Origin of the sequence: Dokdonia sp. MED134 (assembly GCF_000152925.2) — a bacterium.
In the GTDB taxonomy this organism is placed as follows: domain Bacteria; phylum Bacteroidota; class Bacteroidia; order Flavobacteriales; family Flavobacteriaceae; genus Dokdonia.
This window is the reverse complement of the sequence record NZ_CP009301.1, coordinates 1,661,313-1,680,537: the sequence shown is the minus strand read 5'-3', so window position 1 is coordinate 1,680,537 and position 19,225 is coordinate 1,661,313. Positions and strand designations below refer to the sequence as shown.

Annotated in this window: 12 protein-coding genes; 6 read left to right on the top strand and 6 right to left on the bottom strand. The window is 38.6% G+C overall.

From position 1 onward, the window contains the following. Positions 1-22: 22 nt before the first annotated feature. Positions 23-736: a queuosine precursor transporter gene (locus tag MED134_RS07415; RefSeq protein ID WP_038597464.1), complete on the bottom strand. Its 714-nt coding sequence runs from the start codon at positions 734-736 to the stop codon at positions 23-25. 96 nt (positions 737-832) lie between these two features. On the opposite strand from MED134_RS07415, the gene folK reads away from it, so the two are divergent. Then, positions 833-1,951, top strand: coding sequence for a 2-amino-4-hydroxy-6-hydroxymethyldihydropteridine diphosphokinase (gene folK, locus MED134_RS07410; RefSeq protein ID WP_038597461.1), 1,119 nt, complete (start codon positions 833-835; stop codon positions 1,949-1,951). A gap of 15 nt (positions 1,952-1,966) precedes the next feature. Here the strand turns inward: folK and MED134_RS07405 are convergent, their stop codons facing one another. Together MED134_RS07405 and MED134_RS07400 are read right to left on the bottom strand one after the other, a co-directional pair. After that, positions 1,967-3,352 (bottom strand): CotH kinase family protein, encoded by a 1,386-nt coding sequence (locus tag MED134_RS07405; RefSeq protein WP_158407702.1) that lies wholly within the window; start codon positions 3,350-3,352, stop codon positions 1,967-1,969. A 136-nt stretch (positions 3,353-3,488) separates the two neighbouring features. Then, entirely contained in the window at positions 3,489-4,463 is a 975-nt protein-coding gene (locus MED134_RS07400; RefSeq protein WP_035325748.1) for a polyprenyl synthetase family protein, read from the bottom strand. A gap of 161 nt (positions 4,464-4,624) precedes the next feature. On the opposite strand from MED134_RS07400, the gene MED134_RS07395 reads away from it, so the two are divergent. From MED134_RS07395 to MED134_RS07380, 4 genes are read left to right on the top strand one after another with little or no spacing between them, the layout of a single operon-like run. After that, entirely contained in the window at positions 4,625-5,230 is a 606-nt protein-coding gene (locus MED134_RS07395; RefSeq protein ID WP_038597455.1) for a TetR/AcrR family transcriptional regulator, read from the top strand. Then, entirely contained in the window at positions 5,230-6,570 is a 1,341-nt protein-coding gene (locus MED134_RS07390; protein ID WP_038597452.1) for a TolC family protein, read from the top strand. The genes MED134_RS07395 and MED134_RS07390 overlap by 1 nt, the downstream gene beginning before the upstream one ends. A gap of 47 nt (positions 6,571-6,617) precedes the next feature. Beyond that, positions 6,618-7,784 carry an efflux RND transporter periplasmic adaptor subunit gene (locus MED134_RS07385; protein WP_038597449.1) on the top strand — a complete coding sequence of 389 codons (1,167 nt, stop codon included), beginning with the start codon at positions 6,618-6,620 and terminating at the stop codon, positions 7,782-7,784. Positions 7,785-7,787: 3 nt separating this feature from the next. Continuing rightward, positions 7,788-11,333, top strand: a complete 3,546-nt coding sequence (locus MED134_RS07380; protein WP_038597445.1) for an efflux RND transporter permease subunit — start codon at positions 7,788-7,790, stop codon at positions 11,331-11,333. A gap of 140 nt (positions 11,334-11,473) precedes the next feature. Here the strand turns inward: MED134_RS07380 and MED134_RS07375 are convergent, their stop codons facing one another. Further along, positions 11,474-12,796 carry a RagB/SusD family nutrient uptake outer membrane protein gene (locus MED134_RS07375; RefSeq protein ID WP_038597442.1) on the bottom strand — a complete coding sequence of 441 codons (1,323 nt, stop codon included), beginning with the start codon at positions 12,794-12,796 and terminating at the stop codon, positions 11,474-11,476. A 9-nt stretch (positions 12,797-12,805) separates the two neighbouring features. Then, positions 12,806-15,784 (bottom strand): SusC/RagA family TonB-linked outer membrane protein, encoded by a 2,979-nt coding sequence (locus tag MED134_RS07370; protein WP_038597439.1) that lies wholly within the window; start codon positions 15,782-15,784, stop codon positions 12,806-12,808. A gap of 461 nt (positions 15,785-16,245) precedes the next feature. Between MED134_RS07370 and mutS the strand changes: the two genes are divergently transcribed. Next, on the top strand, positions 16,246-18,837 hold the full coding sequence (gene mutS, locus MED134_RS07365; RefSeq protein WP_193352754.1) for a DNA mismatch repair protein MutS: 2,592 nt from the start codon (positions 16,246-16,248) through the stop codon (positions 18,835-18,837). Positions 18,838-18,934: 97 nt separating this feature from the next. Here the strand turns inward: mutS and MED134_RS07360 are convergent, their stop codons facing one another. After that, positions 18,935-19,213, bottom strand: coding sequence for a GIY-YIG nuclease family protein (locus tag MED134_RS07360; protein ID WP_038597433.1), 279 nt, complete (start codon positions 19,211-19,213; stop codon positions 18,935-18,937). Positions 19,214-19,225 lie beyond the last annotated feature (12 nt).

Sequence of the window (19,225 nt, the reverse complement as noted above, 5' to 3'; positions counted from 1 at the left end):
GCCTTAGTGTGAATATACTTGTTTAAACAGGGAGCTTAATTTCTTCTCCTTCTTCAAGGTTAAAACGTTTCTTAAATAACCATACACCTAGATAAAGGAACGGTGTGTCGAATGCCGCTACGAGAATTTTAAATAAGAATCCACCTAATAATAGTCCGCCAAATAAATTCCATTCTATTAATCCAAAGGCGCACAAGAGCAAAAGCACACTTGCCGTATCTATAAATTGTGATAAAAAGGTGGAGAAGTTATTTCTGAGCCAGAGGTGTTTGCCCTTGGTTACTCGTTTCCAAAAATGATAAATGTGTATATCTACATATTGTGCAAGTAAGTATGCCATCATACTTGCAAAAACCGCCAGCGCCGTAGCGCCAAATACGGTGGTAAAGAGACTATCACTTACAGGCGACCAGCTCGTAGCAGGAACTACTTTTGCCACATAAACGATGAGTAACGAAAATAGAGAGGCAAAAATGCCAGCAGTGACCATCTGGTTTGCTTTTTTTCTCCCGTAAATCTCGCTTACAATATCTGTAATAAGAAAGGTGATAGGGTAGGGAAGTATCCCTACAGAAATCTCAAAAGTATAAATGCCCAAAAAGTCCCAACTAAAGAATTTTTGAAATATAAGGTTAGATACCACCAGGGCACATATAAAAAGAGCACCTAGTGTAAAATAGATGCGATAGGCTAGCTGTAAGTCCTTTGAGTTTAAGTGACTAGAGTTTTGATTCATTTTCTTAATAACTTCAATTTCAAAATTAGGGCATTGTGATTTTGATTTCCTTAATTTGTTGTGAAATCTTAAGCCCAACTTAGAACAGCTATCTCATTGCATACTATATACTTATCATTAGGCAGTAATCAAGGTAATACGTACGAGGCACTCAATAATGCAATTCAATTGCTTTTTGAGCGTGTAGGTCGTGTGCGCAAAATCTCACCAGTGTATCAAAGCCCAGCTTGGGGTTTTGAGGGAGCAGATTTTCATAACTGTGCTGTAAAGATGGAAACATCACTATCTGCAAGTAAGCTCTTAGATGCAACGCAAGCTATAGAAAAGTTACTAGGTAGAGATAAAACAGAGGGAGAAGGATATCAATCACGATATATCGATATAGACATATTACTATATGACGATGTTGTTAAGCAAACAGAGCGATTAACCATACCGCACGAGCATATGCTCAAGCGTCGTTTTGTATTGCAGCCGCTCGTAGATATAAGTGCAGAAGGTGTAGCTCCTGTTTTTAATAAGTCTTTTACAGAGCTGCTAGAAGCCTGTGAAGATGATAGCTCATTAACAAAGCAAGCAAAGTGGCTCAAGAAGCCACAAGACAGTATAGATCTAGGTGGTTACAATTATATAGCGATAGAAGGTAATATAGGCGCTGGTAAAACAAGTCTCGCTACAATGATCTCTGAGGAGTTTAATGCAAAGCTCATTTTAGAGCGATTTAAAGACAATGCATTTTTACCTAAATTTTACAAAGACCCAGATAGGTTTGCCTTCCCTCTAGAAATGTCTTTTCTGGCAGATCGCTATCAGCAATTGCTTGATGATATTGGTCAGTTTGATTTGTTTAAAGACTTTATGTGTGCAGATTATGATCGATATAAATCGCTCATCTTTGCACAAGTTACATTACAAGAAGAAGAGTATGTGCTGTACAAGCGTCTCCACGAGATGATGTATAAGGATATGCCACAACCAGACTTGTATGTGTACTTATATCAAAACACGGAGCGTTTGCTTAAAAATATAAAGAAGCGTGGCCGTAGTTATGAGAAAAGTATTGCTCCAGAGTATCTAGAAAAAATCAATCAAGGGTATCTAGATTTTATAAAGGGACAGCATAATCTTAATGTAAAGATTATAGACATCTCAGATCTTGATTTTGTAAAAAACCGCGAAGACTTTTTGAAGGTGATTAACACTTTTACTGCTTAGTTTTACAGCCGCTTGTTATTTTAAATCACTAATGTATTTGTCCAAAAAGGCAAGGCGCTTTTTTGTCCATTCTTGCATATACGTAATACCTTCTTCCTCATAAATAAAAGTGTCCCATACGAGCGCTTCTCTCTCGTATACTTGCTGTTCTTTTAGTAGCTTATAGGTATCCATTTGTTTTTTGAGCAACTGCTCTTCGCTTAAAACTCCTTGTCGTAAGGTGAGCCATCGCGCTTGAAAACGTGCAATAAAATCATCTGCATCTGTGGCGATAAGCCTTCTTAATAGTCCGTTGCTTAAAAAGTCGTTTGTGGTATTAATACGCTTTCCGCTGTAGATGGTGCCTAGTGTTCCGTCCAGATCCCAAGGAGCATAAAAGTAGGGCGCTCCAGCATCATAACGTATCAGGTAGAGATTTTTTCCTAGATTATCTGGTGCACGTAGGGCATTTATATATAAGAAGTAATCTATAGCATTATCAAGTACAAATTGTTTTGAGATCGCTTTCGCGAAAGCGTCATCATCACTATTAACCACAAAGTCTGTAAAAGGATATACATTGTCCCAAGGCGCATTAGAAGGCGATGGGTATTTTATATCATAACCACCCCAACTGGCTAAAAAATTCTTTGCAGGAGGTATAGAGTCAAAGGAACTGGCACCCAGGTAGCGTGCTCCTTGAAAAATCTCACCACGTACGGTATCACCCTTGTTTTTCTTTATCTTAACTAACTTGCGATCTACCTGCTCCTGCAGTAAGAAAAGACCTTTGTAGCGACCATTTATAAACACCTCACTATAAGCGGCGGTCGCACCAGCCTTTGCCTTAGGTTCTTTATCTAAATAATGTGGTGTGTAGATATCATTCCAGAGATTAAGTGAGATAAAAGAGCGCATACGTAAGGGCTCGTTATAAAGTCCATCCAGAATCCAGTCATCATCAGAGCGCATTCCAGCTAGCTTGTAGTCTTGGTTTTCAAAACCTAGACTGTCTTTGTAAAAGTTGAGGTCATAGGTTTTCTTCTTAAAAACAAGCGAACTGCTACCTCGTAGCTCAATACCGGCATAACTTGTAAATGTGATCTCCTCATCTGCATACCCAATGCGACTCATACGTTTAGGCTCATTTACAATTTCTTGCGAGGCGTTTATAGTAATAAGCGGTAGGGATGTTATGTAAGCTTTATAGGTGTTGTTATTAAGCTTGAGGGTGTGAGTTGTGCTGTATATGGAGTCTGTGCTATGAAGGGTAAGCGTGTATGAATCATTGCCCAGTGAGAAAACCTCTGTTTGTGATAGCTTTCTATTTTCTGGTATTTGTATGACGGCAATCTGTAACGAGTCATCTATCGCAAGTTGCTCACTATGCCAGGTAGTTTGAGCACAGCTAGACAAGCTCATTGCAGCTAATAAAATAAATAGAAAGTACTTCACGAGTAACATTGATTAGTTCTCGTAAATTTAAGCAAACGGAGTGCCATAATAAACTCTTAGTTAAAAGTTTACGTGGGGACTGCTTGTAAATGGGGTATGCTCGCTAGTATGTGCGCTTCATAAGTCCTTGCCCAAAAAGCCTGAGTGTTTCCTTTTTATCTTCTGATATATCTACATTATCAAGTGCGGTAAACGCCTTTTGAGTATACTTAGCTATTTCTTCTTCGGTTGCTTTTGCGGCGCCTGAGTCCAGAAATTGTTGCTTTACCGTCTCTATTTTATCTGTAGGATCTGCCGGTGAGATAGAGAAAAAGTGCTCTAGCTGTTGTGCATCATCCTTGTTAGAATTTGCTAGGGCAGTGAGGTATAAAAATGTTTTTTTGTTTTCTATAATATCGCCACCTACTTGCTTTCCAAAACTCTCTGGATCGCCAAAGGCGTCTAGATAATCATCTTGTAGTTGAAAAGCCAGTCCAAGATCACGCCCGTAGTTATAAATACCTTCTTGACAACTCTTTGATGCGCCAGCTACAATAGCTCCCATTTTAAGTGCAGCACCTACGAGAACAGCAGTTTTATACTCAATCATCTTCATATATTCTGGGATGGTCACATCGTCACGCGTCTCAAAATCTACATCATACTGTTGCCCCTCACAAACCTCTATAGCTGTTTTTGAAAACAGTTTTGCCAGCTCCTTAAAGGTGGCTCCCTCATAATTTTCAAAAAGCTGGTAGGCACGTATAAGCATTGCATCACCAGAAAGAATACCCGTGTTAATATCCCACTTCTCGTGCACCGTTTCTTCCCCGCGTCTCAAGGGTGCATCATCCATAATATCATCGTGCACTAGAGAGAAGTTATGAAAAATCTCTACTGCCAGTGCTGCATCTAGTGCATCCTTATAGTCTTTTTCAAAAAGCTCACACGCCATAAGTGTAAGTACCGGACGCAATCTTTTACCACCTAGCTGTAAGATGTAGTTAATAGGCTCATAAAGATTTTTAGGTTCCTTCTCTAGCGCGTGCTTGTTGAGATATTCTAAAAATATAGATGTGTATTCTGGTATGCTGTGCATAAATGGCAATTTTTTGTAAAAATAAGTGATAAAAGGAGATTATGCCCTATTACGCTTTCGCGAAAGCGCACAGTAAAAACTTACAGTTGTTAAATTTTAACTAAAGTTAACGGAAACTTAAAAAACTTAAAAAGTTTCCTACGTATCTTTGCGCCTTGACTATGAAAGAACAATTATTAAAAACCGCCACCGAACTGTTTTTAAATCAAGGATTTAAGAGCATTACTATGGATGATATTGCCCGTGAGATGGGAATGTCTAAAAAGACGGTATACAGTTATTATGCTAATAAGGAGGCTATTGTCTCTGCTTGCGCACTTGATATGTTTAATTCTGTGTGTGGAGGTATAGATGGGATATGCGCGCGTGAGATGAATCCTATAGAAGAGCTTTATGATATTAAAAAATATGTTCTTGAGCATATAAATGGTGAGCGCACCTCTTCTATGTATCAACTCCAAAAATATTATCCAAAAATACATCAAGAATTACGCAAGAGTCAGTATGACTATATGCAAAGCTGTGTGACTACAAATGTACTTAGAGGTATAGAGCAAGGACTTTTTATTAGTGAAATAAGTGTACCGTTTGTGGTAAACATTTACTTCACCGGTATGACGGGTATTAAAGATGAGACGATTTTCCCTAGATCTGCTTTTCCTGTAGGAGACTTGCACGATATGTATTTAGAGTATCACATACGCGGTATTGTAACCCCTAAGGGTAGAAAAATTTTAAATAAACTTATTAAATCTAACCATAACTAATGATACAGAGATTATATATAGCTGTAATGCTTCTTGCTAGTGTAGGTGTGACCGCACAGACCAGAAGTTTTACTGTAGAAGAGGCTGTGACTTTTGCTCTAGATAGCAACTACACAGCAATAAATAGCCGTCGTGATATCGCAAAGGCAATAAAGCAAAAGTGGGAGACCACAGCGAGTGGGTTACCACAGGTAAGCGCAAGTCTAGATTATAATTATCAAATCAAGCAGCCTACACAGCTTATACCAGCCGAGTTTACTGGAGGAGAGCCAGGTACTTTTATACCCGTAGTTTTTGGAACACAGCAAAATGCTACCGCGACCGCAACATTGAGTCAGCTTATTTTTGATGGATCATACCTTGTAGGTCTACAAGCAGCAAAGACGTTTCTAGACTATTCTAAAAATGCAAATGAAAAAACACAACTTGAAGTGCGCAAAGGAGTGATAAACGCTTACGGCGGTGTGTTACTTGCACAAGAAAGTGTAGCTATTTTAGATCGAAACATTGCAAACCTAGAAGATAACCTTAAGGAAACAAAACTCATTTTTGAAAATGGTTTTGCAGAAGAGGAAGATGTAGAGCAGTTACAAATCACTTATTTATCACTTCAAAACCAGCGTGCAAATGCAAAGCGTATGGTGGTGATTGCAAAGCAAATGTTTAACCTCGCAATAGGTTTAGGCGTAGATGAGGAGACGGTTCTTAAAGATAGTCTAGAGTCACTTGCTGTTCCAGCACTAGGATTACTTAATGATACGGTTAACATTGAGCAAAATGTAGACTATAAGATTGTAAATAATCTTAATGAGCAAAGAGCACTAGAGCTTAAGCTAGAAAAGAGCAAGGCCTTACCTACACTAGGAGCATTTATAAACGTAGGAACCTTTGCAGGACGTAACGAGTTTAACTTTTTTGATAGTGATGAGAAGTGGTTTGCACAGTCTATCACAGGTTTTACACTCAACATCCCTATTTTTAGTTCTGGTATGCGTAATGCAAGAACAGCGCAGGCTGAGATTGCGCTAGATCAAGCAGCAACTCAAAGAGAGGAGACAGAGCAACAGATAAAACTTGCTTATGCATCTGCAAAAAGTGATCACGAGCTTGCGATAGATAACTACAACACTGCGCTAGAAAACATCAAACTTGCAGAGCGCATTGAAAATAAAAACCAAGTAAAGTTTAGAGAAGGGCTTAGTACGAGTTTTGATTTAAGACAAGCACAAACACAGCTTTACCAAGTGCAGCAAGAATTAATACAGGCAATGCTACAAATTGTAACAACAAAAGCAGAGCTAGAGACTATTCTTAATGTGCCTAACTATACAAACAACTAGTTTTTAAAAAGAAAATCCAAATAGTACCAATCAGTAATATTACAATGATGAAAAAATATATCACACTTGCCATCTTAAGTATCGCGCTAGCCTCTTGCGGTGGAGACAGTAACGAGAAATCTGTAGAAGCCCTTCTAGAGTCTGGATCTGTAGAGGAGTTACAGGCAAAACAAGAATCACTTAAGGCAGATGTCGCAGCGACAAATGATCAACTAGCACAAATAGAAAAGGTGCTAGAAGAAAAGAATCCTAGAGAGAAAAAAGAGGTTCTTATTACCACAATGACGGTAAAAGACACCTTGTTTAATCACTTTATAGAGGTGCAAGGTAATGTAGAGACTAAGCAAAATGTACTCATCTACCCAGAGTATCAAGGTACCTTATCTCGTGTAGTTGTAAAAGAAGGACAGCGCGTGCGTAAAGGGCAAACACTGGCTCGTATAGATGACGGTGGTCTAAGCAGTCAAGTAGCACAAATGGAATCTCAACTAGCACTTGCAAAAACTACTTTTGAGCGCCAGCAACGTCTTTGGGATCAAAAAATAGGGTCAGAAATACAATACCTACAGGCAAAAACACAATATGAGTCATCACAAAATATGGTGAGCCAGATTAAAAGTCAGCTGGGTAAAACAACGGTTACAGCTCCATTTTCTGGAGTAATAGATGAGGTGATTACAGACCAAGGTACAGTGGTCGCTCCAGGTATGGCACTATTCAGAATCGTAAATCTTGATAATATGTATGTAGCAGCAGAGATTCCAGAAAGCTACCTGCCTACAGTAACTGCTGGTAAAAAGGTAAAAGTAGAGTTTCCAGTACTAGGAGAGTCGGTAGAGACTACCGTGCGCCAGACGGGTAATTATATCAAGCCATCAAACAGAAGTTTTGCAATAGAAGTAGATGTTCCTAATAAGGATGGAAAGGTAAAACCTAATCTTACAGCGAGACTTTCTATCAACGATTACACGGCAGAAAGTGCAATTTTAATCCCTCTCAATGTGATTAATGAAAATGCAGCTGGTGAGCAATTTGTGTATACCGCTTTCGCGAAAGCGGACGAAATGGTAGCACAACAAAAGATTATCACTACAGGTAAATCTCAAGGACCTAACATAGAAGTACTATCTGGTCTAGAAGTAGGAGATAAAATCATTGTAGAAGGTGCGAGATCTGTAAAAGATAACCAGCCAGTAAAAATCTTAACATACTAAGCGATGACAGATAAGAAAAAGAAAAATGTAAACAAGGAGTTTGCGATTTCAAGTTGGGCGATAGATAATCCTACGATTATTTACGTTCTTATGGCACTGTTTCTTGCCTTAGGGATGGGAGCCTACCTAGGGATGGCTCGTGAGAACTTTCCAGAAATTAATGAGACTAAAATTTATATCTCTGCACCTTACCCAGGTAACACTGCCGAAGATATAGAACGTCTCATAGTAGATCCTCTAGAAGATAAACTGCAGAATCTTTCTGATGTGGTAGAAGTATTATCTACCTCACAAGAAGATTATGCGATCATCACAGTAGAGTTTAAAGAAGGCGTAGATGTACAAGTTGCAAAGCAACGTGTTAAGGATGAGGTAGACTCAGAAACTGCAAATGAGGACTGGCCTACGTTTAACAACGCTAAGGTAGAGCCTAATGTTTTTGACCTAAGTATCTCAGAAGAGACACCTATTCTTAATGTAAACGTATCTGGTAACTACCCTACTATAAAACTCAAGGAGTATGCAGAGTACCTACAAGACGAGATAGAGAGTCTTAAAGAAATCAAGGAAGCTACCATACGTGGTGCTCAAGAACGCGAGGTAGAAGTAGCGGTAGATGTGTATAAAATGATTGCTGCTCAAGTAAGTTTTAACGACATACTTGCTTCTATAGGCAATGAGAATATGACCCTCTCTGCAGGTAACCTTATAAGCAGTGGGCAGCGTCGTAACATACGCGTTATTGGAGAGATTCAAAGCCCAGAAGAGCTTGAAGACTTTGTGATCAAATCAGAAAATGGAGCGATATACCTAAAGGATATCGCCACTGTATCATTTACAGAAGAAGATAAAACTACTTATGCACGTGACCTTACGCTTTATGATGGAGACACCGTAGATGATGAGGAGATAAGCGAGACAGTAGTAATGCTAGATGTAAAGAAACGTTCTGGCGAAAATATGATTGAAGCTGTTGAGCAAATCAACGAGATTATCGAAAACGCCACAGCAGAGGTCTTTCCTCCAGATGTAGTCGTACGTACGGCAAATGACCAGAGTGCCAAAACAGAAAACCAAGTAAATGACTTAGTAAACAATATCATCTTCGGGATTATACTTGTAGTAGGGGTGCTTATGTTTTTCTTAGGGTTTAAAAATGCACTCTTTGTAGGTTTTGCGATCCCTATGTCTATGTTTATGAGTTTTATGATCCTTAATTTAATGGGTTATACGATGAATACGATGATACTTTTTGCCCTCATTATGGGACTAGGTATGCTTGTAGATAACGGGATTGTGGTAGTGGAAAACGTATACCGTCTTATGGATGAAGAAGGTATGGGACGCATAGAAGCAGCCAAAAAAGGTATCGGAGAGATTGCTTTCCCTATTATCATTTCTACACTTACAACCGTAGCAGCCTTTGTGCCGTTAGGACTATGGCCAGGTATTATGGGACAGTTTATGATTTACTTCCCTATCACATTATCTGTGGTACTAGGTTCATCATTATTTGTGGCAATATTTATAAACTCGATGCTCGTATCACAATTTATGAATACAGAGGAGAAGGCGCTTTCGCGAAAATTTCTAATACGCACATCACTCATAATGTTGCCTATTGGGTTAATGATATTATTTTTAGGCGGAAGCATACGCGGTCTAGGAAGTCTAGTGCTAGCGACTATTATCTTTATGTGGATCTACAAATACCTACTTAAAGGTGCCGCCGATGTTTTTCAGCAGCGTTTCCTTACGTGGCTTGAGAAGGTGTACAAAAACTTCTTAGGGTGGTCTATTAGAGGCTACAGACCTATTGCATTTGTAGGAGGTATTTTTCTACTGTTAATTTTAACCTTTATGGCATTTGGAGGTTCTATAGGAGCAGGTCGTACCGCTATAGAGTTCTTCCCAGATAATAAGCCTAACCAGATTACGGTGTATATCGAGTATCCGGAAGGAACAGCCATCGAGAAAACAAATGCCATTACTAAAGAAATAGAGCAGCGCGTCTTTAAAGTATTTAATGACGAGGCATATCTCGAGGGCGAAGATTACAATGCTCTTGTAGAAACTTCTGTATCACAAGTAGGTGAAGGTGCAGGTAATCCTCAAACAGATGGCGGTAGTGCTGCCGAGATGCCGCATAAAGCAAAAATTACGGCAACAATGCGTGAGTACAAGTACCGTAACGAGGCAGATAGTGAAGAGCTGCGCTTTAAAGTACAAGATGCCGTGAGAGGTGTGTATCCAGGGGTTGTAATTACAGTAGAAAAAGATGCTGCAGGACCACCACAAGGGTATCCTATTAACATCGAGCTAGAAGGTAAAGATTACCAAGAACTCATCATCGCAGCAGAGCAAATGCGTAACTACATCAACAGCCGTAACGTGCCAGGTGTAGATGAGCTTAAGATTAATGTAAATAGAGGTAAACCAGGTACAGAGGTCATCGTAGATCGCCAGAAGGCTGGAGAGCTAGGTGTGGCAACAGGTCAAGTAGGTATGCAGCTACGTCGTTCTATCTTTGGTGATAAAGCTGGAGTATATAAGAAAGACGGAGAAGATTATGACATTTACGTGCGCTTTAATGAAGAGCAACGTTATGACAAATCTGCTTTATTTAATCAGAATATCACGTTTAGAGACCCAGCAACTGGGCAAGTAAAAGAAGTGCCGGTGAGTGCTGTTACTACTACAAAAAACACATCATCTTTTAGCGCGATTAAGCACAGAGATTCAAAACGTGTGGTAACGGTATATTCTAACCTTGCTGCTGGATTTACAGATGCGGGTGTGGTAGTTGCAGCCATTCAAGAAGAGATGAAAAACTTTGATGGTGTGCCTAAGGATATCAAGGTAAACTACACAGGGCAAATTGAAGAACAAGCTAAAGAAATGAACTTCTTAGTAAGCGCCTTCTTTGGAGGTCTTGCGTTAATTTTCTTCTTACTTATTTTCCAGTTTAGTTCTATATCAAAACCAGTGATTATTATGATTGCAATCTTCTTGAGCTTTATAGGAGTTTTTGGAGGTATTATTATAAGTGGAGCGCCTTTCGTTATAATAATGACTATGATGGGTATTATATCACTTGCTGGTATTGTGGTAAATAATGGGGTGGTCCTTCTAGACTACACGCAGTTATTAGTAGATAGAAAAGAGGTGGCGCTAGGTCTTGAAGACAAGCAATTGCTTGATAAAAAGACAATGCAAGAATTGATTATAGAAGGAGGTCGTGCACGTTTACGCCCAGTATTGCTTACTGCCATCACAACCGTTCTTGGTCTAATACCTCTGGCGATAGGAATTAACATTGACTTCTTTGGATTGTTCCAAGAGTTTGATGCAGGGATTTATGTAGGAGGTGATAACGTGATTTTCTGGGGGCCACTTGCGTGGACAGTAATCTACGGATTAATCATAGCTACCTTCCTTACTCTTATTATCGTACCATTGCTATATTACATTGTATATCGTATTAAATATAAAATACGAGGTGGTAAAGAAACAGCAGAAGAAGAAAAAGAGCTGCCAGAAGCGGCATAATTTGTTAGTTAGTTAAGTGTAGAAAAGCGCATTCGGCAATAAGCTGAGTGCGCTTTTTTTTGTGGGTAATTACGCTTTCGCGAAAGCATAAAAAAACACCCTATATGTAGGGTGTTTTAGAATTGCTCAATAACTTAATATTAAAGTTCTGTAAGCGGTATTGGGAATTGAGAGAATACATCATCATTTGCTCTGTCTATAGGGAGCTCGTCAAGACGATTATAACGACGTACATCAATCCATCTGTGTCCTTCTGCATAGAGTGAGTACCTGCGTTGTGTAAGCATCTCATCTGTAAGAGAAGCAGCATCCATAGCTCCAGCATAAGGATCCAGTCCAGCGCTTTCACGTATGATATCTAAAGCTGTAACTGCTTCCATAGGATTAATGGTAATGTTTGCCTCTGCGTATAATAGGAGTAGTTCTTCTTTACGTATGATTGGAATAGGGTCTACGTTACTAGTATATCTAAACACATCATACTCTCCAGTAAGACCATCTAGAGTAAGAGCAGATTCTCTAAGCACCACTTTGTCAAGACGTTGGTCATCTGTCTCAGCATCTGTAATAAATGATGGTTGTGCGATACGCGCGCCAGCAGTAGATGAGTTGAGAGCAAAAAACATAGGGTTAAGAATATCTGTCTGGTCTTGAGTGAAGTTGTGATAAACACCTAAATCTAATTCATTATTATCTAGTGTTAAAAATGAATCTTCAAGAGATGATAGTACACCAGCAAAATCGCCTTGATATGCAGCTACACGTGCCGCAAGCGCGTTACTTACTTGGCTAAAGCTTGCTGGAGTATCAAAATCTCCAAAGCCAGAAGAAAGTACAAAAGGAAAGGCATCACCACCAGCACTCAGGTCTAAGGCAGCATCATCTAGTGTTGATTTTATAAAGCTTAACGCTTCACTTTTTGAAACAATAGGTCCTAAATTAGTCTCATCTGCTACATCTATGCGTATACCACCTTCGTCTGTAAGATTAAGGTTGAGCAGTAGCTCGTGAGCAATCATTGTATTAAGAAACCCTCTTGTAGCGCTAAGCTCTTCGTCTGTAAATATGGCAGAGAGGTCTTGTGCATCGAGAAAACTTAATATTAAATTTGCATTTTTTACAGTTCTATAGCGGGCTGACCAAGGTGTTGTGATATAAAATGTGTTATTGTCTAGCACAGAGTTCTCACCACCTAGTAAATCACTAGTAAAACGTGGGTCAGAACTTGAGAATCTATAGTATTCTCTTCCTATAACTCCACAGTCGTCATAATAGGTGCCAAGCCCAACTCTTGAGCTGTATAAAATCCCTCCTACGAGATCTTGTAAGTCACCCCTTGTTAGGTTTTCTGCAAAAGCATCAACCTCAGGGTTATTTAAATCTGAATATTCTTGAACTTCACAAGAATAAAACCCGGCGCAAATACTTAGTGCGAGTAGGCTTTTTATAAAATATTTTTTCATCTTTTTATATTAAAAGTTTACAGCTAGGTTAAATAAGAATCGCTTAGAAGATGGGAAAGGTGTAACCTCTACACCGGTAAAGATACCGCCACCACCAAAGTTTGATACTTCTGGATCATAACTGTTATAGTCAAATATGTTAATTAGGTTAGTACCTGAAAAGCCAACTTTTATGTTGTCTATATTACCACCTAAAAAGTTATCTAAAGTAGCAGAAGGAAGCGTGTAGTATAAACCTACCTCACGTAATCTCAGGTAAGATGCATCCTCTACAAATACCTCTGCAGATGATCCTAGTTGACTTATTCTGTATGGTCCATTTGCAAGCGTACCAGTTGGATCTAAACCAGAGTCGTCATAATCTGCACTTGTACCATTAAGATCAGATAGAAGTGTGGTTAAGTTAATGTTATCTCCACCTTTCTTCCATTGCCATAAAAATGATAATTGAAAATCTTTGTATTGAAGGCTGTTGTTAAGCGCCATTTGAAAATCTGGCTCAGAATCCCCAAACTTCTGGAATCCATTTGCTCCAGGGTTAGGACCTATACCTACAATTTGCGTAGCACTTGACCCTTCCTCGATTCTAAAGGTTCCTAATGTTGCTCCAAAAGCTCCTACGTTAAAAGGATCTACATCAAGACGAGTGATTTTTGAAGTGTTTTTAAACCAGTTTACACTAGCGTCCCAAACGAAGTTTTCTGACTCGATGATAGTACTGTTAAGAGATAGCTCAATACCTTTATTTTGTAATTCACCTGCATTAACAAACTCGCTAGTAAAACCTGAAGAAGGTGAGAGAGCAGAGTTAAGAATTAAATCATCTACGGTTTTGATATAGTAAGTTGCAGAAAAATCTATCTTATTATTAAAGAAAGTAATATCTGTACCAAATTCAAGTTCCTTCTGGCGTTCTGGGCTTAATCCAGCATCTCCACGCACACCTACTAGACTTATGCCTAGTAACCCGTCTGATGAAAATGAAGTATATGAGGTAAATAATGCGCCAAATGGAGCAAAGTTACCAGCTTCTCCATAAGCCGTTCTAAGCTTAAGTTTGTTTATAAAGCCATCTTCTTTCCAAAAATCAAACTTGTTGATATTGGCAGCAAGGGAAGCTTTTGGGTAATAGTTTAACTTATTTGCATCTCCATTATTTGAAGACTTATCGCCTCTAAGGCCTATAGCTCCTATAAGTTTGTCTTGGTAGTTAATCTCTTCTTGTACAAAAAATCCTGCATCTTCTTGAAGTAGTCTAAACTGGTTAGTACCCGTATTAGCCGCTTGATCAACATTAGTTTCAGACGCTACAAGGCCACTTGCTGTGATAAGTTGTGTGTTTCTGTCAAAATACTCGCGAGTTATACCAGCTTGAGTTCTAAAAGATAGATCATTATCTGTTCTGTAGTTGTGTACTAAGAAAGCTGCAAGGTTGTAGTTTCTATTTTGTGTATCTCCTTGTACGGCCACGCCATTTTGTCCACCATTTGCTGGTTTTTGAAACTGTAAGTCTTTTGGGAAGATAGCTCTTGACTTCTGTCCATAGGTGTCAAGTCCACCACGCATTATTAATTCTAGACTTGACTTTTCAGCCTTAAAAATATCAAGGTTTGCAGAGGCTCCTATGATAAATCTATCTACTGTTTCTCTATTTGTAACTCTATCGCGTGTCTGTAACGGGTTAGAAGCACCAGCTGGGTTGTCTGGATATACACCATTTTCATCTGGAAATAATTCTAACCAAGGTGTTGTTCCTGTTAATGTAACTCCAATAGTTGTCCCTGAGTTATCATTGTTAAAGAAACCACGATCAGACTTTGAGTTGATATAGTTTGTGTTAAGAGATACTTTTAAAAAGTCTGTTGCTCTGTGATCTAAATTTAATCTAAGAGAGGTTTTTTCATATCCAGTATTTTTTACGATACCATTTTCATTACTATGTGTTACTCCAGCATAAAATCTAGTTTTGGTATCACCACCACTCATACTAAAGTTGGTTTTACTTATAAGACCTTTCTCGCCAAAAATTTCTTCTTCATAATCTACTAGGCGTCCCTCATCTCTAGCTGCTATAAAAAGCGGTACAGCGTCTGCGCCAAAACTATCTTCTACACGTTGCTCATTGTAGTTACGTAAACCTAAGAGTTTAGTTACCTGCGTCCATCCAAAGGATTGACCAAATTTAAACTGTGTTTCTCCTGCTTTACCTTTCTTAGTTGTTATAATTACAACACCGGCGGCAGCACGAGATCCATATATTGCGGCAGCAGAGGCTCCTTTTAATATCTCAATGTTTTGTATATCATCTGGATTAATATCTGCTATTCTGTTTGTTGGGTTGTCTTGGTTTGAAGCACTACCTCCAGCCGATGCTGCCGATACTGCATTAAGACCTGCAGAGATGGAAGAGTTGTCTACATATACACCATCTATAATATATAATGGCTGTGTGTTACCTTGTATAGAGGTTGCTCCACGTAATTTTATAGAAAGTCCTCCACCAGGTGCTCCAGAGTTTTGACTCACTAGCGCTCCGGCAAATTTTCCATAAAGTGCACCGTCTAGTGTAGGTGGTGGTGTTGTGCCTGTAATTTGTTCGGCAGAGATTGATGCAACTGCATTTGCTGCGTTAGATCTTTTTACAGAAGACGCAAGTCCAGAAATAACAACTTCATCTAGTGATTCAGAAGATTCTTCAAGAGTTACATTAAGTGTTTGTGAGCTAGTAACTGCAATTTCTTGAGTTGCGTAGCCTAAATAAGTAAATTCTAATGTTCCAGAGTCGCCAGATAATGTTATAGAATAATTTCCGTCAAAATCTGATGTGGTTCCGTTTGATGTTCCTTTTTCAATGACGTTAACAAAAGGAATTGGGTTATTTCCCGCATCACTTATAACTCCAGTAACGACAGATTGTCCCATCATTGCACAAGGAATTAAAAATAACAAGAAATAAACCATTTTGATGAATGGATGTTTTTGTTTCATATAATTTGGATTTTAAATTTATATCCAAATTATAAATAATATTTAATATAAATTACATATAAGTGTGTATTTGTTAATAGAAAGCTTAATTATATATGTTTTTTAAGGATAATTCATATTTTTATTGTAAATAGTGATTTTTCTCACAGTGTTTGTTGTAGGTTTTCGTATTTAATAGCTTGAAAATATTAAAAATAAAAACACAATAGAATCTTTCTATTGTTTTTGGACGATTTTAAATTGGTTTAAATCGATTTAATATTTAGCGGTTTACTTTTGTGTATTGGTCGCAGTAAAAAGCTCTTAAAGCGCTTTATTTTACGCTTTCGCGAAAGCGGACTAAAAAAATGTGTAAAACTGGGGATAACATTCCTTAGGTCATTAATGTCAACACAAAAGAATGGCGTATTTTTATTTTCCTTAAAAATTACAGTTTGGCAAAGAAGAAAGTGACCCCATTAATGCAACAATACAATGGTATCAAGGCAAAATATCCTGATGCTTTGTTACTCTTTAGAGTTGGCGATTTTTACGAAACATTTGGTGAAGATGCGGTAAAAGCTGCTGCTATTCTCAATATCACGTTAACTAATCGTAATAATGGTGGAGAGCGCACTGAGCTTGCGGGTTTCCCGCATCACTCGCTCAATACATACCTGCCTAAACTGGTAAAAGCGGGTTGTCGTGTCGCTATTTGTGATCAACTTGAGGACCCAAAACAAACAAAAAAAATCGTAAAGCGAGGCGTTACAGAGCTTGTTACGCCTGGTGTCGCGATGAATGATGATATACTCTCTGCAAAGACAAATAACTTTCTGGGAGCTGTATATTTTGAAAAAGACAAGGTGGGTGTTTCTTTTTTAGATGTGTCTACGGGAGAGTATCTTACGGCTCAAGGTGATGTTGCTTATGTAGATAAGTTGTTACAGAATTTTACTCCTAGTGAATTACTTGTTTCTAAGGCTCAAAAAAAGAAATTCATAGAATCGTATGGGCCAGATTATCACACTTTTTATCAAGAAGATTGGGTTTTTCACATAGATTATGCGAGAGAATCATTGCATAAGCACTTTGATGTGAAATCTCTTAAAGGTTTTGGTGTTGAGCATCTTACGGCAGGTGTTATAGCTGCTGGGGCTGCTTTACATTATCTAGGAGAGACGCAACACCATAAACTACAACATATCACAAGCATAAGTCGTATTGCTGCAGATGATTATGTGTGGATGGATCGCTTTACTATACGTAACTTAGAGTTGTATAACTCTGCTTCTGGCGTAAAGGCTATCACCCTAATAGATATAATTGATAAAACTACCTCTGCAATGGGTGGGCGCCTTCTTAAAAGATGGCTCGCATTGCCACTTAAAAGAGTAGATGAGATAAAACGCCGTCACGAGGTGGTGTCATTTTTATCAGATAACGGCAATATTTTTGATAAAATGCAGGGTCATATCAAGCAGATAGGAGACCTTGAGCGTTTAATAAGCAAGGTTGCCACGGCTAAGATTAGCCCTCGCGAGGTGATACAACTCAAAAACTCGCTAGAGGCTATTGTACCTATTAAAACGCTAGCATCTGGTACAGATAATGAATCGCTTAAAATTATAGGGGAGCAGTTGCAGAACTGTGAAGTATTACGTTCTAAAATAAAAGAAACCTTAAGAGAAGAAGCTCCTGTCTCTATAGTGAAAGGTGGAGCAATTGCTCCTGGTTTTCATAAAGAACTAGATGATTTACGAGCATTATCACAAGGAGGTAAGGATTACCTAGAAAAGATGCTGGAGCGCGAGACAGAGCGCACTGGTATTACTTCTTTAAAAATAGCATCAAATAACGTTTTTGGGTATTATATAGAAGTAAGAAATACACATAAAGATAAGGTGCCTGAGGAGTGGATCAGAAAACAAACTCTTGTTAATGCTGAGCGTTACATTACAGATGAGCTTAAGGAGTATGAGGGTAAAATACTTGGGGCAGAAGAACGTATACAAGGTATAGAGCAGCAACTATTTGCTGAGCTGGTGAGTTGGGTAGGTGGTTTTATTCCACAAGTACAGGCTAATGCAACACAAATTGCACAGCTTGATTGTTTGCTAGGCTTTACACAACTTGCAAGAGAAAATAATTATGTGAGACCCACCCTAGATGAGTCTCAAGTAATAGACATAAAGGAAGGGCGTCACCCTGTTATAGAAAAGCAACTGCCACTAGGTGAGGCATATGTTACAAATGATGTATATCTAGATAGTGCAGATCAACAAATGATTATGATCACGGGGCCTAATATGTCTGGTAAGAGTGCTATTTTAAGGCAAACAGCATTAATAGTGCTGCTTGCTCAAATGGGAAGTTTTGTACCAGCCCAAGCGGCTCATATAGGTCTAGTAGATAAGATTTTTACTAGAGTAGGAGCTAGTGATAATATATCTATGGGTGAGAGTACCTTTATGGTAGAGATGAATGAGACAGCTAGTATACTTAATAATTTGAGCGACCGAAGCCTAGTTTTACTAGATGAGATAGGTAGGGGGACAAGTACCTATGACGGTATATCTATAGCCTGGGCAATAAGTGAGTACCTACACGAGCACCGTGGCAGGCCAAAAACGCTTTTTGCCACACACTATCACGAGCTCAACGAGATGTGTGAAACCTTTGAGCGTATTAAGAACTATAACGTCTCTGTAAAAGAGCTTAAAGACAACGTCTTATTCTTACGTAAACTGGTGCCAGGAGGAAGTGCGCATAGTTTTGGTATACACGTAGCAAAAATGGCGGGAATGCCACAGCAAGTACTGCGTCGCGCTACTAAGATGATGGGTAAGCTAGAAAAGTCTCACGGTAGTGAAGAGCTTACGGGTACCTTAAAAGATGCTGCAGAGGAAGAAATGCAGCTTAGCTTCTTTAATCTAGATGATCCTTTACTAGAAGAAATAAAAGAAGAGATACTTCATATAGATATTGACACGCTTACACCGGTAGAGGCGCTTATGAAACTTAACGAAATAAAAAGAATGCTTGTTAAGAAAAAGAGTAAATCAACATCTTAATGTGTTGGCATTAAATTGATTAAAACAAAAAAAAGGCTTCCTAAATGGAAGCCTTTTGTACTCGAGACGGGTCCCGATAGCTATCGGGATGAACCCGTTATTTATACTTTTGAATCAGCTTTTGTGTTATTTCGTCATACTTTTTGAGGTTTACTAAATATGTTTTGCTTTTCATATTCTTGATATGCTTTTCGATTCTCCGTGCTTGTTGATATTCTAAATTTATTATTTTAAAGAAGATTTTCCAATCTTGTGCTCTAGCGGTAAACCCTTTATTGTTTAGTATATGTTGCTGAATTCTTTGTTCTAAATCTAGGCAGCTGCCTATATAATAGCGGTCAAGGTTTTCGGAATAGAGTATATAGACTATAGCCATTATTAATAGTTA